Raw genomic sequence first — 25,454 nt, 5'->3', positions numbered from 1 at the left:
ACGATCGTCAGGCACCGTTCTCACCAACCCATACCGTCTTGGCGTTCATGAATTCGCGCATGCCGAGGTCGGCCAGTTCGCGTCCGTAGCCGCTGCGTTTCACGCCACCGAACGGGATCTCCGGGTAGCTGGTCGTATGCCCGTTGATGAAGGCCATACCGGACTGTATGTCGCGGATGAATAGCTCGCGTTCAGCCTCGTCTTCACTCCACAGATTGGAGCCCAGGCCATAAGGATGACTGTTGCTCAGCTCGAGTGCCTGCTGCAATGAGGACACCCGGAAAACCTGGGCGACCGGGCCGAAGACCTCTTCGTGGTACATCTTCATCTCAGGGGTGATCTCCGTCAGGACGGTGGGCGGATAGAACCAGCCGGCTCTGTCCGGCTGCTTGCCGCCGACCAATGCTTTGGCGCCCTTGGCCACAGCGTCGTCCACGTAGGCCGCCACGTCGTCGCGACCCGACTCGGTGGCCAACGGGCCGATATCGGTCGCATCATCCATCGGGTCCCCGACGACCAGGGCGCCCATCTTCGCCACGAACTGTTCGAGGAACGCATCGTAGATCGCGGCATGGACGAAGAACCGCTTCGCGTTGATACACGACTGGCCGTTGTTGAGGGTGCGGGCCTGGACCGCGACGTCGGTGGCTCGCTCCACGTTCGCCGAGGGCATCACGATGAACGGGTCCGAACCGCCGAGTTCGAGGACCACCTTCTTGATCTCGTCACCCGCGATGGTTGCCACGGAGCGTCCGGCGGGTTCGCTGCCGGTCAACGTCGCGGCCTTCACCCGGTCGTCCCGCAACACCTGCTCCACTCGTCGGGCGGAGATCAACAGGGTCTGGAACACGTCGTCCGGGAAACCCGCGGCGCGGAAGAGTTGCTCCAAATACAACGCGGTCTGCGGGACATTGGACGCATGCTTGAGCAGGCCCACGTTGCCTGCGGTGAGGGCAGGGGCAGCGAAGCGCATGGCCTGCCACAAAGGCAGATTCCACGGCATGACCGCGAGCACTGGACCGATCGGCTGATAGGTCACATATGATTTCTCGGCTCCGACACGCGACCCGTCGGCAGGAAGATTCTTCAGGAACGTCGGGCCCTCGGCGGCGTAAAACCGCAGCCCGTGCACGCACTTGGCCACTTCCTCCTGCGCGGCTCGGTAGGTCTTGCCCATTTCCATGACGATCAGCCTGCTGACGGAGTCCGCGTCCTTCTCCAGGTGATCGGCGGCGCGGGCAAGCCATTCGGCGCGTTGCTCTATACTCGTCAATCGGTACGACGCGGCGGCTGCGGCGGCGCGGGCAAGTCTATCTTCGAGCTCCTCGGGCGTGAGTTCGTCGAAGGTTTCGAGGATCACGCCAGTCACAGGATTGATTGTTGAGATAGCCATGAGGTAACCATATGGCATCCCGGTGGTTGAAACTGCGGTGTGTGCGCGAAATGGGCACGAATCGAGACGGAATGCGATATCGGACGTCCGCGTATGCCGGGGCCTTGTTCGCTATCCCTGGCGTGAGTTGCGTGACTCTCAACAGGTTCCGACCTCGTCCATCCGTGCATGCCAACGCTGCCAGAACCTTCTCGCTGTCGACGAGGTTATCGCGGTGCAGAACCGCGCGGCAGGCTCGGTTCCCGCGGCTGCTCGGGTGAATGAATTGCGCAATCGTGTGCCACGTGCGCGTCGCGGCTCCAGCAGTAGGTCGCGCGCTCGGTTGAGCCGCATCTCTTTGACGAACTGCCACGGTGAGCGCCCGGTCACTTGACGAAACAGCTGCGAGAACGCCGATGTGCTCAGATTTGCCTGCGCAGCCACCGTGGCCACACTCAAGGGTTCGCCCAGGTGAGCGGCAATGTAGCTGAGTGCAGCGGCCACAGAATCGCCCGCAGCCTGCTCCGCGGCTATCTGTAACAGCCGCGTGGACTGCTCGCGTCGTAAGACGCGATACACACCACCTCCTGCAGGTACAACGGCGCCAGCACGCGTCGATCAGGCTCGGTTGCCAACGATCGCAGAAACCGCAGGATGCCGCCCATCAACTCGCATCGCCATCCAGCGCCGACACTGCGCACCTCGTGATGTTGCCGGATCGCTCGGTCGGCGCTGGCATGGCCCGGCCACCTCTGTCGAGGATGTCCGCCGAGACCTTCCGGACCAAGGCTGGTTGAATCTGTAACGTGAAAGACAGGAATGGCTCCTGCGGGGAAGCTTTCAGAATTTGGCATTGAAAGTCCAGGTAGCTGCTGATTACCGAATAACTAAACTGGTCGTACAAATACCAGGTATCATCTGCCATGACTGCCCCGCGTCCTCGTGCAACGACGCTGAGCGACAACGATTGAATTTCTTCCCAGAGCGGTTCGGTCGGCTCGCTGTAGCGGTAGATACTCAGGCCTGGCCACAAAAGTGAGGCGCCCGATGGAACTCACCGAACACACCACCACCGCCGCGGTTCAGGCCAGCTTCGCCGCCACGCCGGACGACCGGCTGCGCACCGTCATGACCGCACTGACCGCGCATCTGCACGCGTTCGTCCGCGATGTCCGCCCGACCCACGAGGAATGGGAACAGGCGATCGAATTCCTCACCGAGGTCGGGCACACCTGCACCGACACCCGGCAGGAGTTCGTGCTGCTGTCGGATGTGCTCGGCGTATCGGCACTGGTGGAGACGATCAACTGTGACGAGGCCGGCGCGACGGAGAACACCGTGCTCGGGCCGTTCCATGCGACGGTGTCCCCGCCGCGGGCACTGGGCGACACCATCGACATGCTCGGCGAAGGCACCCCGTGCGTGGTGACCGGCCGGGTGCTCGGCGTCGACGGCACCCCGCTGGGCGCCGCCGTCATCGACGTGTGGCAGTGCGACAAGAACGGCTTCTACGATGTGCAACAGCCGGATCGCCAGCCCGCGGGTAACGGCCGCGGCCTTTTCCACACCGCCGCCGACGGCCGCTACTGGTTCCGGACCGTGGTGCCCAGTCACTACCCGGTCCCCGATGACGGTCCGGTCGGGCGGCTGCTGCGCGCCACCGCCCGGCATCCGTACCGCCCGGTGCACATTCACTTCATCGCCGAGGCGCCCGGACATCGGCCGGTCACCACGCACGTCTTCGTCGCGGACAGCCCCTACATCGACGGCGACGCCGTATTTGCGGTGCGCGACAGCCTGATTCGAGTATTCGCCGAGTCCGACGACGCCGCACGGGCCGAAAGTCTCGGGACCACAGCGCCTTTCCGGCATGTCGAGTTCGATATCGTGCTCGCCGAGAGCGACGGCACACGATGACCGAAGGCTTCACCTACCAGGCCGCTCCGATGCGAGTCGTCTTCGGCGCGGGCAGCATCGACCGGCTCCGGGCCGAGGCCGAACAGCTCGGGTTACGCCGGGCGCTGGTGCTGTCCACGCCCAGTCAGGACGCCCTGGCCCAGCGGGCCGCCGAACAGCTCGGTGATCTGGCGGCCGGCGTCTTCGGCCAGGCCCGGATGCACGTTCCCGTGGAGACGGCCCACGCGGCCGCGGCCGCCGCCAAGGCCGCCGCGGCCGATGGCTGCGTGGCCATCGGCGGCGGCTCGACCATCGGCCTCGGCAAGGCCGTGGCCCTGGATCTGGGCCTGCCGGTAATCGCTGTTCCCACCACCTATTCCGGCTCGGAGATGACACCGATCTGGGGACTCACCGAAGCGGGCCGCAAGCGCACCGGCCGCGACCCGATCGTGTTGCCGCGCAGCGTAATCTACGACCCCCAACTGTCCGCCGGTCTGCCCCTGGCGATTTCGGGCACCAGCGCCCTCAACGCCATGGCACACGCGATGGAGGCACTGTACGCCCCGGACGCCTCCCCGATACCGTCGGTGATGGCCGAGCAGGGCGTGCGCGCCCTCGCCGCCGCGATCCCCGCACTGGTGGCCGACAGCGCGGATCCTATGGCCCGCGCCGACGCACTACAGGGTGCGTGGCTGTGCGGAGCGTGCCTCGGCGCGACCACCATGGGCCTGCACCACAAACTGGCCCACGTCCTGGGCGGCACGTTCGACCTGCCACACGCCCAGACCCACGCGGTCCTGCTCCCGTATGTTGCCGCCTTCACCCTGCCGCGCGCACCCCGGGCGTGCGAGATCCTGCGCCGCGCCCTGAACACCGACTCGCCCGCCCGCGCCTTCGCGCATCTCGGCGAACTGTCCGGCGCACCCGGATCCCTTGCCGCGCTGGGACTGCGCGAGACCGACCTGGACGACGTCGTCGAGCAGGTGATCGGTGCCGCGTACTCGGCGCACATCCCGGTCACTCCACGAGAACTGCGGGACCTGCTGGCCCGGGCATGGCGTGGTCTCCGGGTCGAGTAGACCGAGTACGGCATATCACCCGCCCACAGCAGCGGAACCTGCACAAGCGGGCGATGACGACGAGATGCCAGAAATGATGAAAGCCATTGCAATGCAATGGCTTTCGTCATTCAGTGTCCGGAGAGGGCGTTCAGGGCGAGTCGGTGTGAAGCGCCGCGGATGGTGCGGACGGCGATATCAGGCCGGATGGGTGGTCACCGGTGTGAATGTACCGTCGCCATTGCCGTGCAGCACCGAAATCGTGCCGTCACCGCCGTTCGCGACCACGGCGCTGATCTTGCCGTCGTGGAAGAAGTCGGCCAGTCCGACCGAGAACGGCAACGCACCCACCGGAACATCGACACCACGGGTGAACGTGCCGTCCCCGTTGCCGAGGTACACGGTGATGGTGTTCGAGCCGAGGTTGGCCTGGACGATGTCGGTCCGGCCGATGTGCCGCAGATCGGCGAACTCGAAGCACTGCGGGAGCAGGCCGGTTGGATAGGTCCGTGGCTGGCCGTATGTGCCGTCGCCGTTGTTCAGCAGAACTGAGATCGCGCTGGAACCGAGGCTGGAGAAAATGATGTCCTGCTTGCCGTTGTGCCGCAGGTCCTGGAACCGGCCGTACCACGGGGTGAGCGCGCCGGTCGAGTAGTACACCGGAGGCCGGAAGCTGCCGTCTCGGTTGCCGCGGTACACCTGGACCGTGTCGTTGACATAGTTGCCGCGCAGGAAGCTGAGGTTGCCGTCCCCGTACACATCGGCCGCGTCGGCCGACCCGGAACCCAGGCCGCCTTCGGCCGATACCGACTGGGCGGGCTGGAAGGTGCCATCGGGGTTGCCGCGAAGCACGGACAGGGTCGGCTCCTGGTTGGAAATGACCATGTCGAGGTTGCCGGTGTGCCGGAAGTCCCCGAGTGCCAAAGCGCCGGGCCCGATGCCGGTGGGGTAGTCGACCGCCGGCTTGAAGGTGCCGTCCCCCTTGCCCATCAGGACGGACACGGTGCTCGACGTCATGTTGGTCACGGCCAAGTCGAGGATGCCGTCGTGGTTGAAGTCGCCCACGCCGACGTAGTCGGCCTGGATGCCGGTGGTGTACCGCTTGGCCGGGGCGAAGGTGCCGTCGGCGTTGTTCAGGAACACCGAGATCGTCGCGGTGGCACCATAATCGGCGACGATGACATCGGAGCGACCGATGTGCCGCAGGTCCGCGACCGACAGCACAGCTGGAACCGCGGCCAACGGCGGAAGGTTGCCGGCGAGCTTGATCACTGACGGATCGACCAGCTTGGGTGGAACGTCGGCCGATGCCGGCCCACCACACAAAGCCACGCTGACGAAAGCGAGGGAAGCTGCCGCGATGGCGGCGAGCCTGGAGCGAAACATTCTTTCTCCTCAGGTTCGTCCTCCAGCCGGACTTCACGACCGGTGCCGCTGTTGAGCAGGCTGGAAGAAGGCGGCGACCGCGTAACCATGTCGTGTTCACCTGGGGCGCAGGTGAGTTGGCGGTAGCCGACAGTTAGCGTAGCTGCTGCCCAGCGGTGGGGAGGGTGAATATTTGACCATGGGAGCGCACGGTCACAGGGCCTCGGGCCGCCGCGCGCCGAGCTCGCCCGCCTCGAGGCCCTCGTCGAGCAGATGCGTGCGCTGGCGGACAGCGAGAGCGCATGGGATCTCCATCGAGAGTTCCACGCGGCCTTGATAATGCCGATGGCGGGCGAATGGGGACTGCGACTGCTCACACCGCTGTGGGATGTCTCGGAGCGGTATTCGCGGCTGACCTTCGACCCGCCGGGTGCCGCAACGGATCCACGACGAGGTGCGGTCACACCTGCTCGCCAACGAGGCCACCATGGTGGCGCGCCTGGAGGTGATCGCCACGGTCCGATGACCGCCTCGGCCCCATCTGTGCGACGCACGGAACCCGTTGTCCCGCACGAGGAAAGCTTCACCGCAGCTGCGCCCGGCTCGAATCCCGCTTCGAGCCGGGCGCGTACCGCGGTAAGGTAGCGGGCCGCGTGCGCTCTGTTGAGGGCACATGGATTCGGCTTCTGTGGTGTCGGGTCGGACTCAGTCGACGAGATCGAGGGCGGCGCGCACGATGCTGTCGGCGTCGATGCCGTGATATCGGTAGACGTCCTCGAGGGCGCCGACCTGACCGAATGTCGTGACGCCCAGGGCGGATGCCCGGACGCTGTTGATGGTGGCCAGGAAGGCCAGGGTGTGCGGATGGCCGTCCAGGACCGTGATCATCGGCGCCGCGCGGTGCGCCGGAAACGCCTGGTCGAGAATCCAGGAGGGCCCGTCGCCGAGTCCGCGGCGCGCCTGTAGCGCCTCGAACAACAGTCCCGGCGAGGTCACACAGACGACGTCGGACGCGATGCCCTGGTCGGCGAGACGGTCTGCCGCGCACAGGATTTCGGTCATCATCGCGCCCATCCCGACCAGGGTGACCTCGGGCGCCTCGGCGTGCCGCAATGGATAGGCGCCCGCCACGACCTGGCGGCGGCGCCGCTCGCGGGCGGCGGCATCGGCGGGGATCGCGGCCAGCGCCTGGTCGACCGGGCGGGTCGACAGCCGCAGGTACGAGGACTTGCCGTCCTCGCGTCCGAGCAGTCCGATGCAGGCCAGCAACGCCCACTCCACGTCGATGGCGAAGGCCGGTTCGTAGCTCACGCATCCCGGCTGTTCGAGCCCCACCGAGGGCGTCGTGATCGACTGGTGCGCACCGCCTTCGGCGGCCAGCGTGACCCCGGACGGAGTGCCGACCAGGATCGACTGGCCACCGGCGTAGATACCGTAGGACCACGGTTCCAGCGCACGCTCGACGAACGGATCGTAGAGCACCCCGATGGGGAACAACGGGTGGCCCCAGCGGCTCCAGGTTGCGCCGAGCTCCCCGATCAGCCCGACCAGATTGGTCTCCGCGATCCCGAGTTCCATATGCTGCCCGGTGGGCTTCTCCCGCCAGTGCATGATTGTCTCGGCATCGTCGGCGAACCAATCGTGGCGTTCGTGTGGTGACCACACACCGACCTTGTTCAGCCATCCCGCCAGATTCGTCGTGGAACTCACGTCGGGACTGACGGTGACGATGCGCTCGGCGGCATCGGGCGCGGCCCGGCTGATGTCGAGTAGCACGCGGCCCAGGGCGGCCTGGGTGGTGGCCCGGCCCGACGGTGTGCGGCCGAAATCGTCCGGAACCGTCGGTGGGGCACCGTATTCCGTGCGAGGCCGGGTGAGCCGCCCCGCCACGGCGCGGCAGAGCGTGGCCGCGGCGCTGTTCTCGGGGAACGGCGCCCAGGGATCGCCGGGATCGGCGCCGAGTTCGGTCGCGAGCTGCTGGTACTGCTCGGCGGTCAGCAGGGACGAATGGTTCTGTGGATGGCCCTGGGTCGGCAGGCCCCAGCCCTTGATCGTGTAGGCGATGATCGCGGTCGGCCGGTTGTCGTCGATCTCGGCGTAGGCGGCGCGCAGCGCGTCGAGATCGTGTCCACCCAGGTTGCGGATCGCGCGCAGTAGCGTGGCATCGTCGAGCTCGCGGATCAGCGCGGTGATCGCCGCGGCTTCGGTGCCGGTTCCCGGCAGCCGGTCGCGGACCTCGGCGGCCGAGCACCGCAGCAGGCGTTGATATTCCGGATTGGACATGCCCAGGATCCGGCTGCGCAGGGCGGGGCCGCGGTCGAGCTGGAACAGCGATTCGAGCTGGTGGCCGAACCGTACCGTGATCACCTGCCAGCCCGCCGCGGTGAACATCGATTCGAGCCGGGCCGCGGCGATATGGGGAACGATGCGGTCGAGGGATTGGCGATTGAGATCGACGATCCACACGATCTCGCCGATCTCGCCGACCGACGGGTCCAGCACCGCCTCCCACACCGCGCCCTCGTCGAGTTCCGCATCACCGACCAGGGAGTACTGCCGGCCGGTACCCGCGCGGCCGCCGGCGTGCGTGTTGACATAGCGGCGCGCGATGGCGCCCCAGATCGGCGCGGTCGCCCCGATACCCACCGATCCGGTCGAATAGTCCACGGGGTCGGGGTCCTTGGTGCGACTGGGATAGGACTGCAGCCCACCGAACTCGCGCAGCGTCGTCAGGTACTCGCGATCCAGTTCGCCGAGCAGATAGTTGATTGCGTGCAGCACCGGCGACGCATGGGGTTTGACCGAGACCCGGTCGCCGGGCCGGAGTTGCTCGAACCACAGCGACGTCATGATCGACACCATCGACGCACACGATGCCTGATGGCCGCCGACCTTGAGGCCCGAGGGGTTCGGCCGAATCCTGTTGGCGTGGTGGATCATCGCGGTCGACAGCCACAGCACCCGTTGCTCGATCTCGACGAGTGCACCGGTCGCGTCGGTGGCGGCCGGAATGCGGTCGAAGGTCACCGTGTCGTTCATCGTCTCTGTCCTTGCCGTCCGCGATCTTTGTGCATATCGATCAGCGAGTTGACCATAGACGCACAATAGTGACAATCTGTTGATGGAAATCTCAGCAATATGCACGCGCACGGCGATTGCTCGCTTCGGAAGGTTGGCATTATGCCCACGACATCCACCGTCGACGCGCTCGACGCCCGGATTCTCGACGCGCTGAGCGTGGACCCCCGTGCGACGGTGCTCGCGCTCGCCGGGTCGACGGGTCTGTCTCGCAATACGGTGCAGGCACGCCTCGCCAAGTTCGATAAGCAGGGTGTGCTGCGCACATTCGAACGGCGCATCGATCCGGCGGCGCTGGGCTATCCGCTCGATGCGGTGATCATGACCCGGGTCGTCCAGCGTGCGCTGTCGGCGATCGCCGTGGCGCTCGAGGACATCCCCGAGGTGACCGAGGTGCAGGGCCTCAGCGGTGTGACGGACCTGCTGGTGCATGTGGTGGCCCGCGACGCCGACGATCTCTATCGCATCGCGGGCCGCATTCTCGACATCGACGGCGTCGAACAGACCACCACCGCGCTCGTTATGCGCCAGCTCATGGAGTACCGGGTAAGGCCGCTCGTGCGGCGGCTCGCAAGCACGGAATGACGGTGATCGGCCGCCGCTGGTCCTTCAGGCGAACCGTTCGGCGAGCCAGCCGCCGATCTTGCCCGCCGCTTCGTCGATCGACGCGGCGACAGTCCCGGCGCGCCCGAGAGCGGGCCGACACCGGGGACAACGGTGCTCCCAGGACTCGTGGAACGCGCACCGGCGCGAGTGCATGGCGATTCTCGACGACGCGTTCGCCCGGCGCCCGCTCGCCGTGTGGAGCAAGCTCCTGGAGGAGACGGGCATTGTCTGGGAAGCGACTGGAAGCCGGCGGCGACCATCCGGAACAACTCGTCGATGACAACTGGTTCCGATTGAAACCTCATCGCATGACCAAATTGCCCGCCGGACAGTCTGTTCCACGGTACGCGGCGGCGCGAAGGCTTCTCGTCCGGTGAGCGTCAAGGCACGATGAGCGCCTTGACGACTTCTTGCCGGGCGACGGCTTCGAGCGCGGATTGCGCCTGGTCCAGGGAGTACTCCCGGCTGATCAGCTCGGTCCACGGAAACAGGCCGGCGTATCGTGCCATCACCCGGACCGATCGCCACACGTGCCCGGCATCGCTGCCCCAGCACCCCCGTACGCACAGGTGCTTGCGGTTCAGATCCAGGTGCGGATTGAGCGAGGTGACACCGGCGTCGGTGTACTGGCCCACCACGATGTATCGGCCCGCGTCCCGGGTCAGTCGCATCCCCTCGGGCACCGCGCCGGGTATGCCGGTCGCCTCGATGGTCACATCCGCTCCTCTGCCACCGGTCAGTGCACGGACCCGCTCGATCCGCTCCTCGGCGGTACTCTCGCCGATATCGATGACGGTGTCCGCGCCGAATCGGCGCGCCGCAGCCAGGCGCACCTGCGGGCCGCCGATGACGATCACTCGGCCTGCGCCGCGTAGTTGCGCCAGCACCGCCGCGCACAACCCGACCGGCCCCGCGCCCTGCACCACGACGGTGTCCCCGAAACCGATCTCGCCGAGGGTGATTGCATGCAGGGCGGTGGGCATGCCGCAGCCGCCGGCCAGGAACGCGCGCCAGTCCAGTTCCTCCGGCAGCGGCACGATATGCACCCCCGGCGCGAGGTAGATGTATTCGCCCCAGCCACCGAACAATCCGTCGTCGGCGCACATCGTCACCCCATACACCTGGCGTTGCGGGCACCGCGTGCTGGCGTGCGCGACGGTGCAGTACCAGCAGCGACCGCAGGTGCCATACACATCCAAGAAGGTAACGACCTGACCCGGTCGAACCGGCATGCCGTCCACATCACGCGGCGCCTCGCCCGGCCCGAGCGCGGCGACCTGTCCGACACTGACATGTCCGGGTGTGATCGGATACGGCACACCGGACAACTGGCCGTGCCACAGGTGCACATCGGTGCCGCACACCTCGCTGCCCAGCGTCCGCAACAGCACCCCGCCCGGCTCGACCTCCGGTAGCGGCGTGCTGCGCACCTGCAGGGGCGCTTCGGGTCCGGGCATGACGACGACGGAGATCGCTGCGCTCATCCGACCGAATGTACCGCCTCCGCATCCGCCTGATTGCCCGAATCTCTTGGGCCCGAACGGCCATACGGCCGCAGGGAGTGCACTCTGGGCGAAGCAGCGCGCATTCATCGGCAGCAGCGTGACCGCGCGACTCCTGTTCGGCGCGGACCGTAACCGCCCGGTGTCCGCCCGCATACGGTGACGGCGTGGGCGTGCCCGTGCACGGCCAGTTCCCGGCGCTCGCGGCGGTCGAGGTGCCGCCGGTGGACGATTGCGGCTGGGTGTGCCTGCACGGGCTCGCCGTACCCGCCGCGGAACCCGGAAAAACCGGGTGCCCATGCCACTGTTCGCCCGCTGTTTGCGGTGGTAGGACGGTAGTGAAGCGGTTCGATCGAGAAGACGAGTGGGGGTATCCGAGAGCCGGGGACACCGATGACGCATCTCGACGATGGAGCGACTTCCGCCGGTGCCGGCGCGCATGCGGCACCGGCGGGCGGGGCGAGTTCGGGGGCGGTGGTGGCGGGCCTGTTCGAAGTCGACGGTGTCCTGACCGATACGCGCGACGCGCACCGCCGGGCATGGGCCGCGGTCTTCGATGTTTATCTCGACTGCGTGGGCGGGCCGCGGGGGTCGGCGTTCACCGAGGCGGACTTCCGCCGGTATGTCGAGGGCCGTTCCGGGGAGGACGCGGTGCGGGGATTCATGGATTCCCGCGGTATCGAGCTACCCGAGGGCGAGCTCGGGGACCATGCGACGCGATCGACCGTGCACGGGCTCAGCGAGAGCAAGGATCGTCTGCTGCTGTCGATCATCGAGCGCGAGGGTGTTCGCGCCTATCCGGACGCGGCCGGCCTGGTGGCAAGGGCCCGGGCGGCCGGATCGGCGGTTGCGGCGGTCGCATCGTCGACGACCGCGCGCGCGATACTGAGCGCCGCCGGTCTGGATGGCTGCCTCGACGCCTGCATTGATGCGATCGAGGTCCAATCGCGCCGATTGCGCGGTGAACCCGCACCGGACGCGTATCTGGCGGGTGCGGATGCGGTGGGCGTCGCTCCTTCCCGGTGCGCGGTTTTCGCGAACGCCGTTGCGGGGATAGCGGCCGGTCGCGGCGGCGGATTCGCTCTCGTCATCGGGGTCGATCGCATGCGGAGCGAGGTCCGCTCGGCGGAGTTGCGGCGGGCCGGTGCCGACCGAGTCACCTCCGATCTGGCCGAACTACGTTGGCCATGACGGGGTTTCGATACGGCGATCAGATTCGATTCGATGGTGCGGGCGTTCCGGTGGAGCCCGTGCGGCCGTGCTGCGCACGGAACTGGAACGCGATTTCCGGATCGCGTGAGCGCGTCGCACTCGAGGCCCGGCCTGGCGGACCTACTATTTCGCCTGGTGCCTCGGTGGAGTAGGCCGATCGCCTCTTGTGTCGGAACGACCGTGCGGGGTAGTGCGAGAACGAACACCTGGACGAATCATCGAACCGTAGGAGGAACCATGTCCGACCCGACAGCCGGGACCTCGGGTCCGGTGCCGCCGGCCGGTCCGAATATCGCATCGGACACCGACGCCGCGCGCAACGCCACGCCCGAGACCGAAACCGCTCCCCGACGCCGTCATGCAGGTGCGCGGCCCGCCCGCGAGCAGGCCGCGGCAATGGGCACGATGGCGGCCGCGGTGCTGCTGATTGCCGCCGGGGCGGTGCAGATCCTGGAGGGCATCTCGGCGGTCGAGGCCGACGCCATCGTCGTGGTCGGCCCCCAGTACACGTATCAGTGGAATGCCACCGGCTGGGGGGTGGTCCACATCGTGATCGGGGCTCTGCTCGTACTCGTTGGCGCCGCCTTGTTCACCGGACGGACCTGGGCCCGGGCCACCGCGATCGTGCTCGCCGCGTTCTCGATCGTGGCGAATTTCCTGTGGCTGCCCCACAATCCGTGGTGGTCAGTCCTGATCATCGCGCTCGACGTATTCCTGATCTGGGCCGTGGCGACCTGGCACCAGCCTGGCCCCGGCGCCGCGGCACACACCCCGTAATGAGCGGCGCCCCGGCCGGCCCAGGACCCACCACGCCGACTGCCCGGACTGCAGTGGGAGGGAGCGGCGCGTCGACGGCTGTCGGATCCGAGGGCTCTGTCCGCCCTCTATCCATCCGACCCGAGGAATGGGCGCATGAACGAGCGCTCGTACCGCAGCACGCACCTACTCTCGTCGCGGATGCGGTCGGCGGCTATGAATTCGGGGTCGACGCCGAAAAGCTGCCGGTACTGCTCATACGCTGCGAAGCTGGGAAAGCTGAACAGTGCCAGCGCCTTATCGCTCGCCCCTTCCGAAGGCATGAAGTATCCGTGGTGACGACCGCCGTGTTTGTTGACCAGGCGAATCCATTCCGCAGCGAACTCCTCGAACGCTTCGATCTTGCCGGGGTCGATGGTGTAGTCGACGACACAGGTAATCATGTGAACTCTTCCGGGGTCTAGGAAATATAGCCGAGGTCGCTGAGTCTGCCGCTACTCGTAGTATCGGTGCACCATCTGGGCGATGCAGACGGGTTTGGCCCCGAGGTGGTGGTGAATCGCCGGGTCTACTCGACGGAGGTGGCGGCAACCCTGCTGGCATGGTCGGAGTCGGCGCAGCTGGTGGTGTCCGGCAGCAGGGGGCGCGGCCGTCTCGGGAGTCTGCTGTTCGGCTCGACCTCGAATGCGCTTGTGCAGCATGCCCGGTGCCCGGTGATGGTCGTGCACGATAACAGCGGATCACAGTCGTTGGCCGGGGCCCAAGGACCCGAACGTGGCCGACACGCGGCCCTACTGGCCGAAGAGCGGCGCGGCGACTATATGTGATCGGCACCCGGCACGAGAAGGAGGTAATGATGCATGCCGAATCCGGAGACTGGCTCGTGGTGGAGGGGCGATCCATCGGCCAGGGCGTACGGCGCGGCCTGATCGAGGAAGTCCACGGTCAGGATGGCGCACCGCCGTATCTGGTGCATTGGAGCGATACCGGGCATCGGGCGCTGACCTTCCCCGGCCCGGACAGCTATGTCTTGTCCGCCGACGCACTCCGCGCTCAGGAAGAGGTTGCGACGGCACGGTTTTCGTCGATGCAGCACACCCCGGAGCCGCATGGTCCGGCGGAGTAATTCCCAGCCGTCCGGCGGTCACGCCGGTCGCCGGGCTGATAGCACGGTAGGCCGGCGGAACCGAGGCGCCGGGTAGTCTCGGTGCATCGTTCAGAGTTTGTAGCCGATAACGCGTAACAGCCGTTTGCGGTCGTCCTGGTCCTCGAGAGTCTCCGCACCGAGCGGTGGCTGTCCGTCGATCACGCCGATGATGCCGCGGCCGCAATCAGTCTGGGCGATGAGCACCTGAACCGTATTCGAGGTGGCACAGAAGATCCCGCAGACCTCGGGCACGTGCCGGATCGCGTTGAGCACGTTCACCGGATAACCCTCGCGCAGGAACACGACGAACGCGTGGCCTGCCGCGATCGCCATGGCGTTTCGCGTCGCGAGCGCAACCAAGTCGGCATCGTTGCCGGAGTACCGGACCAGTCGCGGACCCGACGCTTCACAGAATGCCACGCCGAACCGGAGGTGTGGTCCGGCCCCGGCAAGCGCCTCGTGCAGGTCCTCGATGGTCTTGATGAAGTGGGCCTGGCCGATGATCACGTTGAGGTCGTCATCCTTGTCGATGCGCACCGCTGTCAGTTCGACATCGGGCCGTGCCGTTGGTTCCGCCGAGTTCATTCGCTCCTCCTCGCGTTGGACTCTTCCGCCTATTTCTCGGCCTCGTGAACGACCATCACCGGGCAATAAGCGTGCTGCACAAGATAATTCGAGGTCGATCCGAACAGCAGTCCGCGGAAGCCGCCGCGACCACGACTGCCGACGACCAGCAGTTGGGCCGTGTTCGACCATTCCCGCAGGCGTTGCCCGGGCGCGGAGAGATATGTCTGGCGCACGATCGGGACGTCGGGGTATTTCTCCTGCCAGCCCGCCAGTCGTTCGGCGAGTATCGCCGTCTCGGCCTCAGTGGCGGCGTCGGGCAGCGGCGCGACCATCCCGGCGAACTGGCCGAAATCCCAGTCGGAGTACGCATGGACGGCCACGAGTTCGGTGTCGCGTTCGGCCGCCTCGGCGAATGCGGCGGCGATCGCGGGCTCGCTGACGGGGCTGCCATCGATGCCGACGACCACCGAGCCGCCGGCGCGATCGGCCTCGGAGTAGCCGTCGGGGACGACGATCACCGCGCCATGCGAGTGCGCGCTCACCGCCAGCAGCGTCGAGCCCAGATGGCCCAGGGTGCCGGTCGAGCCGGTCGAGCCCAGCACGACCGCGTACGCCCCGGCGCTGTGGTAGACGAGCAGAGTGGCCGGACTCTCGCCGGCCGTCAGGGTCGCTACCTGCACGTCGGGCGCGGTGCGACGGGCCAGCTGCTCGGCCTTCTCGACGACGGCGGCGCCGCGGGTGCGGGCGGCGTCGATGACGTCCTGCTGCCACACCGCGTACGGACCGGTTAGCGCGGAATCGCCGACCAGCCCCATTCCGTGCACGATCAGCAGTTCACGGCCGCGGCCCGCGGCGTAGCCGGCGGCCCAGCGCACCGCGGCGTCCGAACCTCGTGAGCCGTCGACGCCTACGATCACCTGCGCCGATACCGATTGGCGGGGATCGGTCTCGTCGTCCTGCGATGTCACCACGACCTCCCAAGATGTGGCCCCGGCCCTAGGAATTACACGGTCGGTGGTTGTCACGGTAGGCACCGCCGCGGGCATTGCGATGCTGCCGATCGTCACGGGGGGCAGGGCAATACGGCCATCGGGCCGGTAGATGACTCGATGGTTCCCGACGGCCCGGTTCCCGGTGACATTCGGCCGTCTCGCCTGCGTGCCCCGGCGCGCAATTCTGAACACGAGCATCCGAGAGCACCGAAAGGGTATGTGTCGTGAGTGAATTCGCGGGCAGAAGCGCGATCGTCACCGGAGGCGCGCGAGGCATTGGTGCCGCGCTGGCCAAGGAACAGCTGGGCGTGATGATCGCGGACCTGCTCGAGCCCGACGGGACGGCGGTCGCCGCGGCCCTGGGCCCCCGCGCCGCCTTCCGTCATCTGGATGTGACCGACGAACACGAGTGGCAGCGGGTGATCGACGTCGACCTGTACGGCGGCGCCACCGCGGGCCAATTCCTCGCCCTGCCCGGCGGGAATGAGGGGAGTTCCGGCGATGCCGAGCCATGAGCCCGATCACGATACCGTCCGCGCCGCCCTGGCGCTGGCCGTGCGGGCGCCCTCGGTGCACAACACCCAGCCCTGGCTGTGGCGCCTGGGCGATGAGACCCTACACCTGTACGCCGACCGGAGCCGGCAGCTGCCGCACACCGATCCCGATGGGCGCGACCTGATCGTGAGTTGCGGTGCGGCCCTGCATCATCTGCGCGTCGCGATGCGGGCGTCCGGCTGGGAGACCGTGGTGCACCGGCTGCCGAATGCGGGCGATCCCGATCACCTGGCCGCGATCGAATTCGCCCCCGATACACCGACGGTCGAGGCGGCGCGGCTGGCGCGGGCGATATCCCGACGGTGCAGCGATCGCCGCCGGTTCACCTCGTGGGAGGTTCCGCAGGCATATCTGGAGACCCTCGCGGCCGCGGCGGGAGCACACGGGGTGTTCGTGAGCGCCGTCGAATCCGGTTACGCCCGAACGCAGTTGATGCGCGCCTTCGAGGACGCCGCGCGAGCTCACGCACGCGATTCGTCCTATGGCGCAGAGCTGGCGCGGTGGAGCGGGCACCATGCCGCGCCGCAGGGCGTTCCATCCCGCAGCGCGGTCGTGGCCACCGACGTGACCATGCGGCCCTTCGCCGATCCCGGTCTGCCGCAGGAGGTGCTGCACGGTACCGATGCCGCGGAGCGGCTGGTGGTGCTGACCACCACCGGGGACGACCTGTTGTCGCGGTTGCGCGCCGGTGAGGGCGCCAGCGCGGCGCTACTGACGGCGACGGTGCTCGGACTGGCCGGCTGCCCGCTGAGCGAGCCGCTCGAGGTTCCCGAGACTCGAGTGCGGATCCGCCGCGATGTGTTGCAGGACAGCGGTTCTCCGCAATTGATCATCCGGATCGGTTGGGCCGCAACGAGTGCCGGACCGCTGTTGCCGACCCCGCGACGCCCGGTCTCGGAGGTCCTGCTGCCGTTGCCCGACGAGCAGGGCGAGGAGGTCTGAGCGATGGTGAGCGCACCGCCGTCGAGGGCACTGCGGGCGAGTCTCATGACGGAAGAATCCGCACCGAATGAGCGGAAGGCGCCGATCGTCGCCGCGGTCGACGGCTCGATCGTGGCCTACCACGTGGCCACCTGGGCCGCTGCCGAGGCCATCTGGCATGCGCAGTGCCCCGTTGCCGTGGCGCACTGGTCGGTCACCGATCCGGTGTCGGCGGTCGAGTCGAACGAGAGGATCCGATCGTGACCGGCGCGATGCTGCGGGCGTGGGCCGTGGACCGGCCGGGGCCCATCGAGTCGAATCCGCTGATCCGGGTCGAGCGGGCGATTCCGCAGCCCGGCCCCGGACAGGTGCGGGTGCACGTGCGAGTGTGCGGGGTGTGCCGGACCGATCTTCACCTGGCGGAAGGGGACCTCGAGCCCAGGCGCCATCTCGTCGTTCCTGGTCACGAGGTGGTGGGCATCGTTGATCGTGTCGGGGAGGGGTGCTTCCGGTTCGGCGAGGGTGACCGGATCGGGGTGCCGTGGCTCGCCCGGACGTGCGGTCGCTGCCGGTACTGTATCGCCGGGAGGGAGAATCTCTGTCTCGCCCCGCTGTTCCGGGGGTGGGACCTGGACGGGGGATACGCCGAGTACGTGGTCGTCGACGAGGCGTTCGGTTACGCGATACCTGACGCCTTCTGTGACAACGAGGCCGCTCCGTTGTTGTGCGCCGGAATAATCGGCTACCGCGCGCTGCGTCGTGCACAGCTTCCGCCGGGGGGCAGGCTCGGGATCTACGGATTCGGCGGATCCGCCCATATCACCGCCCAGGTCGCTATCGCCGAGGGCGCCGAGGTCCACGTTCTCACCCGTTCGCAGGAGGCCCGGGACCTCGCTCTCACGCTCGGTGTGGCCAGCGTCGGTGGTGCGGCTGATCCTCCGCCCGAACGACTCGACGCGGCCATCATGTTCGCGCCGGTCGGTACCTTGGTGCCGCCTGCCCTGGAGGCTCTCGATCGCGGGGGCTGTCTCGCGATTGCCGGTATCCATCTCACCGACATTCCCGCGATCAACTACGAGCGTCACCTCTTCCAGGAGCGGACCGTCCGGAGCGTGACCGCGAACACCAGGCAGGACGGGATCGAGTTCATGGAGCTCGCCGCTCGTATTCCGGTACGAGTCTCCGCGACGCCGTATCCGATGGACCGTGCGAACGAGGCGCTCGCCGACCTGGCCGGCGACCGGGTCAACGGCGCCGCCGTGCTCGTGAACGACCGGGCGGTGTGAGGCCGGCGACTCGCCCGCGGTAGGTGCGGAAAGGGCCGAAGCCTTCCCGAGGTCCGGCTGCTGTGCTCGCGCCGGTGGGCCTTTCGGCACTGTGGGGCCGGGAACGGCCGAACGAGGCTGGGACGTAAGCGTCATCCGGTGCGTGGGATGGTGACGGTTCAGCGGGAGCAACTATGCATGCGATGGTTTATCACGGGCCCGGCAGCTCGGCGTGGGAGCAAGTGCCCGACCCGGTGATCCAGGTGGACACCGATGCGATCGTGCGGGTGGACGCGGTGCCGATCTGCGGCACCGACCTGCAGATCCTCAAAGGTGATGTGCCGGTCGACACCAGTTCGATCCCGACGCTGATCGAGCTGATCCGCAGTGGCCGGCTGGACTCGTCGGGGCTGGTCACCCACCGCTTCGGCATGAGCGAATTCCCGCTCGCCTACGAGGTTTTCGAGCATCCCGGCGACTCGGGCGCGTTGAAGGTCGTGCTGTTCCGGAACGAGGAGACCGGGAGCGAATCATGAGCACCCACCACAGCGACGATGTGCGTCATCTGGCATCCGCGCCGATCGTGGTCGGCGTGGACGGGTCCGCGGCCGCGGACGCTGCCGTGGCCTGGGCCGCTGAGACGGCGGAGCGCCGCGGCAGGACCCTGTGCATCGTGCACGGGATGAACCTCGCGGGCATGACGCGGACGCTCGAGCCATACGACCTGCTGGAGCCGCCGGTACTCGACGCGGTGCGGGCCCGGGCCGGCGCCCTGGTGGAGCTGGCCGCGCAGCGGGCCGTGCAGCGGGCGCTCGCGGCGGCGCCCGGAGTGCGCGTGCAGACGGAGGTATCGGCCGCGGATGCGGTGCGGCTGCTGCTGCGGTATGGGCCGACGGCCTATCTGATGGTGCTGGGCGCCTCGGGCGCCGGTGGCCTGGCCGCACACCTGGGCTCGACAGTACTGTCGGTCAGCTGCCGCGCCGAGGGCGTGGTGGTGGTCGTGCGCCCCGACTCCGACCCCGGCCGGCGGGTGCGGCGCGAGGGGCCGGTCGTGGTCGGCGTGGACGGCGGGCCGATGAGCGAGGCCGCCATCGGTGCGGCATTCGAGGAGGCGGCCGAGCGGGGCGCGGAGCTGGTGGCGGTGCACGTGTGGGACGACGCGAAGTTCGGGCACTACGCTGGCAACCCCTATCTGGTGTTCCCCACGCCCGAGATCGAGGTGACCGAGCAGGCGTTGCTGGCCGAGCGGCTGGCGGGGTGGCAGGAGAAGTACCCCGAGGTGCTGGTGAATCGCCGGGTGTATCCCTCGGACCCCGTGCGGACGCTGCTGGCGTGGTCGGGGTCCGCGCAGCTGATGGTCGTGGGCAGCCGCGGCCACGGCTGGATCCGCGGTGCCCTGCTCGGGTCGACATCGAATGCTCTTGTCCAGCACGCGAATTGCCCGGTGATGGTCGTGCATCCCGACGAGCGGAGCGAGTCGTGACCGGCGCGCCGGTCACGGTACCGGCCGGGACCGGGGAGCTGATCGCGGACGTGGACGCGTGGTGGCGGGCGGCGAACTATCTGGCGGCGGGACAAATCTCTTCCTGGTGATTCCAGGCGAAGCCTGATCGGAGACGAGCAATGTCCACTATTCACCCCGACATCGGGACCGTGCGGGCGGCGCTGGAACTGGCGATTCGCGCGCCCTCGGTGCACAACACACAGCCGTGGCTGTGGCGCGTCGGGGACAGCACCGTGCACCTGTACGCCGACACCACGCGGTGGCTCTCGCACACCGACCCCGACCAGCGCGACCTGCTGATCAGCTGTGGTGCGGCACTACATCATCTGCGCGTCGCGGCGCGGGCGCTGGGCTGGGAGACCACGGTGCACCGGTTGCCGAACCCGGCCGACCCCGAGCACCTGGCGGCCGTCGAATTCCGGGCGGCGACGCCGGATACGCAGGGGCCGGGACTGGCGCGGGCTATCACGCGGCGCCGCACCGATGGCCGTCGCTTCACCTCGTGCGAAGTTCACCCGACCCACCTGGACAAGCTCACCGCGGTCGGGCGCGCGTACGGCGTGCAGGTGCACGACATCGAACACGGCGGCGAGCGAACCGAACTGCTGCGCGCGTTCGAGTGGGCGGCCCGCGAGCACGCGGCCGACTTCGGTTACGGCGTGGAGCTGTCCCAGTGGAGCGGCCGGCACGCCGCGCCCACGGAGGTTTCCGCGCGCAGCGCCGTCGCGTCGATGGACGACACCGTGCGCCCGTTCTCCAATCCCGGTCTGCCGGAGGCGGTGGTCCGCGACATCGATGTGGCCGAGCGGATGCTGGTGCTGAGCACCTCCGGCGACGATCGGATCTCACGGCTGCGGACCGGGGAGGCCATGAGCGCGGTGCTGCTCACCGCGACCCAGATGGGCCTGGCCACCTGCGCGCTGTCCGAACCGCTGGAGGTCGCGGACACGCGCGCGGCGATTCGCACGGATGTGCTGGGAGACAGCGGATTTCCGCAGATGATCATCCGGCTCGGCTGGGCCGCGACGAGCGCCGATCCGGTGCCCGCCACGCCCCGGCGGCCGCTGGAGGAGGTGGTGAAGCCGTAATGATCGATCACTCCGGGGACCGAATTACCCGCTACCCATCGATGCCGGTGCGATGGCTGCGGATCCTGCCGTGGAGCCGCAGCCCGCTCATGCGGGGCTCTGACCGGATCGAAGCCGTTGTCCGGGTACTCGCGGTGGTGCTGCTGCTGGTCGCGGTGCCGGTCGCGGCCGCGGCGGGAACCGCGTCCTATACCGCGGCCGCGGACCACATCCGCTCGGAAAACTCGACCAAGGTGGCGGTTCAGGCGACGCTTGTGGCCGACCCGGTCGTCACCGGCTCGCAGACGCCGAGTGCAGCCGCCGACAGCGGCCGTACCATCACGACGGCGCAGGCACCGGTGCGCTGGGTCCGGAACGGCCGCGCCGCACAGGCGACGGTCGAGGTTCCCGAGAGCGCGGTGCGCGGCGGCGCGATCGGGATCTGGCTCGGACCGGACGGGCGGCCCACGCCCGCACCGACGCCCTCCCAAACCGCCGGATTCGTCGGCTTCGGCGCCGGATTCACCCTGCTGGCGGCGATCTGGGCGGTCGTCGCCGGAGTCCTCGTCGCCCTGCACTGGACACTGAACCGATGCCACAGCGCCGCCTGGGCCAGGGAATGGCTGCTGGCGGCGCGTCCCATGGGCCGAGACCACCGTTGAGAAGGAGCACGATCATGACCGAACACCTCGATTCGACTCGGCGCGAGCCGAATCCGCCGATACTCGCGGCCGTGGACGGCTCGGCCGCCTCGTATAAGGCCGCGACCTGGGCGGCCACCGACGCCGCGCTGCACGGCTGTGGCCTGCACCTGGTCACCTCGGTGTCGGTGCCTGCCGGGTACGGCCCCGGGGCGATGCTCACCGGCACCGACACCGACTGGCTGCAGGTCGAGGGGGAGCGGATCGTCACCGAGGCCACGCGGATCGCGCGGGCCGCCATGCCGGGCGCGGAACCGCCGGTCACCACCGAGGTCAGCTGGTCGCCGGTCATCCCGGATCTGATCGAACGATCCCGGCGGGTGCGGATGCTGGCCCTGGGCAGCTCCGGGGCCGGCGCACTGCGCCGGGGACTGGTCGGCTCGGTGACCAGCGCAATGGTCCGGCACGCGCACTGTCCGGTGGCGGTGATCCACTACGAGCAGGCCGCCGATCCGATGGAGGTGATACAACCGGTCGTCGTCGGCGTGGACGGCAGCCCCAACAGCGTGCCCGCGCTGGTCGCCGCGTTCGAGGAGGCCTCCCTGCGCAAGGTCGGGCTCACCGCGGTACACGCGTGGGCCGATACGGCAGTTTCCTACCTGTCTATGGACTGGGAGAACGCGATGCGCGAGAACGAGGACATGGTGCTGGCCGAGAGCATGGCCGGCTGGTCCGAACGGTACCCGGAGGTGCCGGTGCGCCGAGTAGTGGTGCGGGACCGGCCCGTTCGTGCGCTGCTCGAGGAGGCCCATGGCGCGCAGCTGGTGGTCGTGGGCAGCCACGGCCGCGGCGGATTCACCGGCATGCTGCTCGGCGCCACCAGCAATGCGCTGGTCCATTCGGTGGAGTGCCCGATTCTGGTGGTACGCCAGTCAGCAGCGGACCAGGAGTGAGGTAATGCGGCGGGATGCGGCCGCCGCGCGATGTTGCGTCGCGCGTCCGCGAATGGCGGTACAGGCCACTGAGTCTCGGGTTACCAGTGTCTAACTGGTCTGGCCCGCTTGGATTTTCGAGACGAAGACCGCGGCCTGGGTGCGCCGCTCCATCCCGAGCTTGGCCAGCAGCCGGGAGACGTAGTTCTTGACGGTCTTCTCGGCCAGGAACATGCGCTGGGCGATCTGCCGGTTGGTCAGGCCCTCGCCGAGCAGGTCGAGCAGCGTGCGCTCCTGTGCGGTGAGATCGGCCAGCGGACCGTCGGGCTCGGTGCTGCGGCGCAGCCGATCCATCAGGGCGGCCGTGGCCCGGCTGTCCAGCAGGGACTTGCCCTCCCCGACCGCTTTGACGGCCTCGGCGAGTTCCTTGCCCTTGATGTCCTTGACGAAGTAGCCGCTGGCCCCGGCGAGTATCGCGTCGAGCATGGCCTGCTGATCGGTGAAGGAGGTCAGGATGAGGCAGTGCAGGCCTTCGACGCGCGAGAGCAGCTCGCGGCACAGCTCGATGCCGTTGCCGTCGGGCAGGCGCACGTCGAGCACAGCGACGTCCGGGCGCAGGGCGGGGATCCGGGCCAGGGCGTGGGTGGTGTCGGAGGCCTCGCCGACGATGGTCAGGTCAGGGTCCGACTCGAGTAGGTCGGCCAGACCGCGACGCACGATTTCGTGGTCGTCGACCAGGAAGACCGTGGTCATGATGGTGTCCAATCCGCACAGTAGATCGTGAGATCACGGGATGGGCCCAAAGTCATCGGGCGACGGGGCTGGGTGGCGCCCCGGGGTTCGACGTTGGTCGCCGTGTCCTACAACTCAGGGTACGCCCGCGATCAGTCCCGGAACTCGAGCGTTTCGGTCAGCGGCCGACGGGGCGTCGGGTCTGGCTGTTCGATGCCGGGGGCGGTGCCGATGCGGATGATCACCTGGGGAAGCGTGCGTTCCGGCAGCAGCGAGGCGACGGTCCGGCGGCCTGCGGGCAGTTCGGTGATGTGGGTCAGTGGGCAGGTGGCCAGACCGGCCGCCGTGCATTCCAGCAGGACCACGGATAGGGCCTCGCCCGCATGCAGCCACTGCAGGGCGGATTCACCGTCGGTGCCCAGCACCACGAGCGCCGAGCGATCGCGCAGTTCGGCCCGGCGATCCGAATGCGGCGGCCGCGGGAAGGACCGGCCGATATCGACGCGGGCGAATTCCGCATCGGAGGCCAGCGCCGCCGGGGGGATCCCCTCGGGCATCTCCGAATGCCCTGCCCACCACTGTAATTCGTTCTGATAGTACATGTCGTCCCGGCGGTTCGCGTCGGCCTGGTCCGAGACCGCGGCCAGTCGCGGCCGGATCTCGTCGCCGACGGCGTCGAGTGTGACATCGTGTGGTGCGGTCAACCGCCGCAGCCGGGACAGTATCTCCTCCCAGCCGTCGGGCGGCAGCATGGGCAGCCGGTCGGTGCGGCGCGCGTCGATGGCGGCGGCGCGGTGCCCGATGCCCTCGGGTGGGTCCGGCCAGCGCCGGAAGTCGATGACGGCCAGAAGATCCGGCTGGTGCGGATCGGGAATATGTTCGGTATCGGTGTGCCAGCCGTGCGCGGCGAACATCGTGCGCGCGTGATGCAGGGCCGCGCCGCAACTGATGATTCGCTGGCGACCATGCGGATCCGCGGCGAGCAGCTGCCGGTCCGGATCGGTGTGCAGGGACAGCCGGACGCCGTCGAAGATCCAGTGCCAGGGCTGGGTGTTGTGCACCGACGGCGCGCGGCTCGCCCGGCGCATGACCTCCAGAATGGTCCGGTGGTCGGGAACTGTCGTCAGGGGCTCGTGTGTTGTCATGCACCGAGCGTGCCCGCCGGAGCCGGTCGCGCAAACGGCCTTTCGGGCTCGGCGCCGTGCCGATGGTCCTCTCCGATCACGCGGCGGACCCGGCGCGCACCGCGGCGAGCACGTCGGTCAGCAGCTCGCGAAGCTCTCGGGCGCGGTCCTGCACCTCCGGAACGCAGGACTGCGCGAGCGTCATCGGGTCCGTCGCCGCGATCGTGACCGCGGAATCGATCCCGTGCACCGTCACCGTGGACGATGCCAGCCAGCCCGCCTGGGGGTCCGCCGCGACGGCCTGGCCGGTGAGCCGGGGATGGCAGGCGATGATCAGCAGATACTCGCCGAGATGTCCCGCGGGAACGGTGTGGAGCAGCGACCGCATATCGGCCTCGGAGATCAGCTCGAATTCGCGCTGAGCAAGTTCCCGCAGAGTGTGCCGGACGACGTCGGCGAAGGGGGCGTGCACCCGCTCGGTCATGACAGGCGCCGGTATCACCGGGATGCGAATCTCAGTGACCAGCAGGTTCGGATTGCTCACTTCGTCGGGCCCGATGAGGTAGACCTCGGCCGGCGGTCCGACCTGCCGGTAGTCCGATGCGCGCAGCCACTCGTGCATGGCCGCGTATGCCGAACCGAGCCGGTCGTATCCGCCGCGATGACAGGTGCGCGCAACCAAGCCGCCGGGCCGCACGACCACCTCGGCGTCCGAGCGCGGCCCCAGAGAGGTGCCGAGATCCACCGGAACCTCGAACTCGATCTTCAGCGCCCCTCCCGGAGCCGGTTCGTCCGCATACGTGATGGCCGGCGCGCCGCATGCGGTCAAACCGGCGCGTCCGGTCGTCGCTGTCAATTCCCGCATCCCGGCGGCGATGTCGGCGCCGAGCCGATCCGGCCGGATCTCCCACCACAGCCGCAGCACGGACAGTGGCGTCGATTCGCACACGTCCACCCGGTACTCCATCGCAACCCTCTCTTCCGCGTGTGCATCGCCGCCGCTGAGGACACACCAGCGCGGCACGGACGCCCGTTCACTCGGAATTCAACGCGCGGATGCCGCCCGCGACACAGGGCTTTTCGTCGATTTCGCCGGGATCTTCGGTCCATGATCGCCACCGCGATCAGGACCGGCATCGCATTTGGGACAAAAGTCCCCAAG

27 protein-coding genes and 2 pseudogenes are annotated in these 25,454 nt (G+C 68.2%); 17 read left to right on the top strand and 12 right to left on the bottom strand.

Going from position 1 to position 25,454, the window contains the following annotated elements; genetic code table 11:
• Positions 1-7: 7 nt before the first annotated feature.
• The 3 genes from ABH933_RS23260 to ABH933_RS23250 all read right to left on the bottom strand — a co-directional run bounded on the left by ABH933_RS23260 (position 8) and on the right by ABH933_RS23250 (position 2,405).
• Entirely contained in the window at positions 8-1,393 is a 1,386-nt protein-coding gene (locus tag ABH933_RS23260) for an NADP-dependent succinic semialdehyde dehydrogenase (RefSeq protein WP_429420193.1), read from the bottom strand.
• 138 nt (positions 1,394-1,531) lie between these two features.
• Complete coding sequence (locus tag ABH933_RS23255) at positions 1,532-1,876, bottom strand: helix-turn-helix domain-containing protein (protein WP_429455085.1); 345 nt, start codon at positions 1,874-1,876, stop codon at positions 1,532-1,534.
• Positions 1,877-2,036: 160 nt separating this feature from the next.
• Positions 2,037-2,405 (bottom strand): AraC family transcriptional regulator, encoded by a 369-nt coding sequence (locus ABH933_RS23250; protein ID WP_429419771.1) that lies wholly within the window; start codon positions 2,403-2,405, stop codon positions 2,037-2,039.
• Between the two features lie 14 nt (positions 2,406-2,419).
• Between ABH933_RS23250 and ABH933_RS23245 the strand changes: the two genes are divergently transcribed.
• Positions 2,420-3,289, top strand: a complete 870-nt coding sequence (locus tag ABH933_RS23245) for a dioxygenase (RefSeq protein WP_429419773.1) — start codon at positions 2,420-2,422, stop codon at positions 3,287-3,289.
• The gene (locus ABH933_RS23240; RefSeq protein WP_429419775.1) at positions 3,286-4,347 is read left to right on the top strand and encodes a maleylacetate reductase; all 1,062 of its coding nucleotides are present in this window, start codon (positions 3,286-3,288) and stop codon (positions 4,345-4,347) included. Before ABH933_RS23245 ends, ABH933_RS23240 begins: the two co-directional genes overlap by 4 nt.
• A 177-nt stretch (positions 4,348-4,524) precedes the next feature.
• Here the strand turns inward: ABH933_RS23240 and ABH933_RS23235 are convergent, their stop codons facing one another.
• On the bottom strand, positions 4,525-5,712 hold the full coding sequence (locus ABH933_RS23235) for an FG-GAP repeat domain-containing protein (RefSeq protein WP_215917217.1): 1,188 nt from the start codon (positions 5,710-5,712) through the stop codon (positions 4,525-4,527).
• Between the two features lie 252 nt (positions 5,713-5,964).
• Here ABH933_RS23235 and ABH933_RS23230 point away from each other — a divergent pair.
• Positions 5,965-6,066, top strand: a pseudogene (locus tag ABH933_RS23230) (hypothetical protein); the annotation flags it as partial.
• 330 nt (positions 6,067-6,396) lie between these two features.
• Here the strand turns inward: ABH933_RS23230 and ABH933_RS23225 are convergent.
• The gene (locus ABH933_RS23225) at positions 6,397-8,730 is read right to left on the bottom strand and encodes a transketolase-like TK C-terminal-containing protein (RefSeq protein WP_429419777.1); all 2,334 of its coding nucleotides are present in this window, start codon (positions 8,728-8,730) and stop codon (positions 6,397-6,399) included.
• 141 nt (positions 8,731-8,871) lie between these two features.
• Here ABH933_RS23225 and ABH933_RS23220 point away from each other — a divergent pair, with 141 nt between their 5' ends.
• Positions 8,872-9,354, top strand: a complete 483-nt coding sequence (locus ABH933_RS23220) for an Lrp/AsnC family transcriptional regulator (RefSeq protein WP_429420195.1) — start codon at positions 8,872-8,874, stop codon at positions 9,352-9,354.
• 401 nt (positions 9,355-9,755) lie between these two features.
• Here the strand turns inward: ABH933_RS23220 and ABH933_RS23215 are convergent, their stop codons facing one another.
• On the bottom strand, positions 9,756-10,859 hold the full coding sequence (locus tag ABH933_RS23215; RefSeq protein WP_429419779.1) for a zinc-binding dehydrogenase: 1,104 nt from the start codon (positions 10,857-10,859) through the stop codon (positions 9,756-9,758).
• 411 nt (positions 10,860-11,270) lie between these two features.
• Here ABH933_RS23215 and ABH933_RS23210 point away from each other — a divergent pair, with 411 nt between their 5' ends.
• Positions 11,271-12,068 carry an HAD family hydrolase gene (locus ABH933_RS23210; protein ID WP_429419781.1) on the top strand — a complete coding sequence of 266 codons (798 nt, stop codon included), beginning with the start codon at positions 11,271-11,273 and terminating at the stop codon, positions 12,066-12,068.
• A gap of 258 nt (positions 12,069-12,326) precedes the next feature.
• Positions 12,327-12,866 (top strand): DUF7144 family membrane protein, encoded by a 540-nt coding sequence (locus tag ABH933_RS23205; RefSeq protein ID WP_429419783.1) that lies wholly within the window; start codon positions 12,327-12,329, stop codon positions 12,864-12,866.
• 107 nt (positions 12,867-12,973) lie between these two features.
• Here ABH933_RS23205 and ABH933_RS23200 read toward each other — a convergent pair whose 3' ends face one another.
• The gene (locus tag ABH933_RS23200) at positions 12,974-13,288 is read right to left on the bottom strand and encodes an NIPSNAP family protein (protein ID WP_429419784.1); all 315 of its coding nucleotides are present in this window, start codon (positions 13,286-13,288) and stop codon (positions 12,974-12,976) included.
• A gap of 66 nt (positions 13,289-13,354) precedes the next feature.
• Between ABH933_RS23200 and ABH933_RS23195 the strand changes: the two genes are divergently transcribed.
• Together ABH933_RS23195 and ABH933_RS23190 are read left to right on the top strand one after the other, a co-directional pair.
• A complete protein-coding gene (locus ABH933_RS23195) occupies positions 13,355-13,672 on the top strand; it encodes a universal stress protein (protein WP_429419786.1) in 318 nt (105 codons plus the stop codon).
• Positions 13,673-13,701: 29 nt separating this feature from the next.
• Positions 13,702-13,971, top strand: a complete 270-nt coding sequence (locus ABH933_RS23190) for a DUF1918 domain-containing protein (protein WP_215917229.1) — start codon at positions 13,702-13,704, stop codon at positions 13,969-13,971.
• Between the two features lie 90 nt (positions 13,972-14,061).
• Here the strand turns inward: ABH933_RS23190 and ABH933_RS23185 are convergent, their stop codons facing one another.
• On the bottom strand, positions 14,062-14,577 hold the full coding sequence (locus ABH933_RS23185) for an adenosine-specific kinase (protein WP_429419789.1): 516 nt from the start codon (positions 14,575-14,577) through the stop codon (positions 14,062-14,064).
• Between the two features lie 29 nt (positions 14,578-14,606).
• Complete coding sequence (locus tag ABH933_RS23180) at positions 14,607-15,527, bottom strand: universal stress protein (RefSeq protein WP_429419790.1); 921 nt, start codon at positions 15,525-15,527, stop codon at positions 14,607-14,609.
• 248 nt (positions 15,528-15,775) lie between these two features.
• Here ABH933_RS23180 and ABH933_RS23175 point away from each other — a divergent pair, with 248 nt between their 5' ends.
• The 9 genes and pseudogenes from ABH933_RS23175 (at position 15,776) to ABH933_RS23135 (ending at position 22,457) form a co-directional block, all read left to right on the top strand.
• Positions 15,776-16,066 (top strand): hypothetical protein, encoded by a 291-nt coding sequence (locus ABH933_RS23175; protein ID WP_429419792.1) that lies wholly within the window; start codon positions 15,776-15,778, stop codon positions 16,064-16,066.
• The gene (locus ABH933_RS23170) at positions 16,053-17,048 is read left to right on the top strand and encodes an Acg family FMN-binding oxidoreductase (protein WP_429419794.1); all 996 of its coding nucleotides are present in this window, start codon (positions 16,053-16,055) and stop codon (positions 17,046-17,048) included. Before ABH933_RS23175 ends, ABH933_RS23170 begins: the two co-directional genes overlap by 14 nt.
• A gap of 45 nt (positions 17,049-17,093) precedes the next feature.
• Positions 17,094-17,291, top strand: coding sequence for a hypothetical protein (locus tag ABH933_RS23165; RefSeq protein WP_429419795.1), 198 nt, complete (start codon positions 17,094-17,096; stop codon positions 17,289-17,291).
• Positions 17,288-18,313, top strand: coding sequence for a zinc-dependent alcohol dehydrogenase family protein (locus ABH933_RS23160; protein ID WP_429419797.1), 1,026 nt, complete (start codon positions 17,288-17,290; stop codon positions 18,311-18,313). Before ABH933_RS23165 ends, ABH933_RS23160 begins: the two co-directional genes overlap by 4 nt.
• Before the next feature lie 173 nt (positions 18,314-18,486).
• A pseudogene (locus ABH933_RS23155) lies at positions 18,487-18,636 on the top strand (alcohol dehydrogenase); the annotation flags it as partial.
• Positions 18,637-18,824: 188 nt separating this feature from the next.
• Positions 18,825-19,775, top strand: a complete 951-nt coding sequence (locus ABH933_RS23150) for a universal stress protein (RefSeq protein WP_429419799.1) — start codon at positions 18,825-18,827, stop codon at positions 19,773-19,775.
• Positions 19,776-19,915: 140 nt separating this feature from the next.
• Positions 19,916-20,884, top strand: coding sequence for an Acg family FMN-binding oxidoreductase (locus tag ABH933_RS23145; RefSeq protein ID WP_429419801.1), 969 nt, complete (start codon positions 19,916-19,918; stop codon positions 20,882-20,884).
• A complete protein-coding gene (locus tag ABH933_RS23140) occupies positions 20,884-21,525 on the top strand; it encodes an Rv1733c family protein (protein WP_429419803.1) in 642 nt (213 codons plus the stop codon). The genes ABH933_RS23145 and ABH933_RS23140 overlap by 1 nt, the downstream gene beginning before the upstream one ends.
• A gap of 14 nt (positions 21,526-21,539) precedes the next feature.
• Positions 21,540-22,457, top strand: a complete 918-nt coding sequence (locus tag ABH933_RS23135) for a universal stress protein (protein ID WP_429419805.1) — start codon at positions 21,540-21,542, stop codon at positions 22,455-22,457.
• 90 nt (positions 22,458-22,547) lie between these two features.
• Here ABH933_RS23135 and ABH933_RS23130 read toward each other — a convergent pair whose 3' ends face one another.
• From ABH933_RS23130 to ABH933_RS23120, 3 genes are all read right to left on the bottom strand, one after another.
• Positions 22,548-23,189 (bottom strand): response regulator, encoded by a 642-nt coding sequence (locus tag ABH933_RS23130; protein ID WP_429420197.1) that lies wholly within the window; start codon positions 23,187-23,189, stop codon positions 22,548-22,550.
• A gap of 131 nt (positions 23,190-23,320) precedes the next feature.
• Entirely contained in the window at positions 23,321-24,313 is a 993-nt protein-coding gene (locus ABH933_RS23125) for an Acg family FMN-binding oxidoreductase (protein ID WP_429419808.1), read from the bottom strand.
• 76 nt (positions 24,314-24,389) lie between these two features.
• Positions 24,390-25,259, bottom strand: coding sequence for a GyrI-like domain-containing protein (locus ABH933_RS23120; RefSeq protein WP_429419809.1), 870 nt, complete (start codon positions 25,257-25,259; stop codon positions 24,390-24,392).
• Positions 25,260-25,454: the final 195 nt, after the last annotated feature.

Origin of the sequence: Nocardia sp. GP40, from assembly GCF_050434125.1 — a bacterium.
Taxonomy (GTDB): Bacteria; Actinomycetota; Actinomycetes; order Mycobacteriales; family Mycobacteriaceae; genus Nocardia; species Nocardia albiluteola.
Note: the sequence above shows the minus strand (reverse complement) of the source record. Positions and strands in the feature narration are given on the sequence as shown.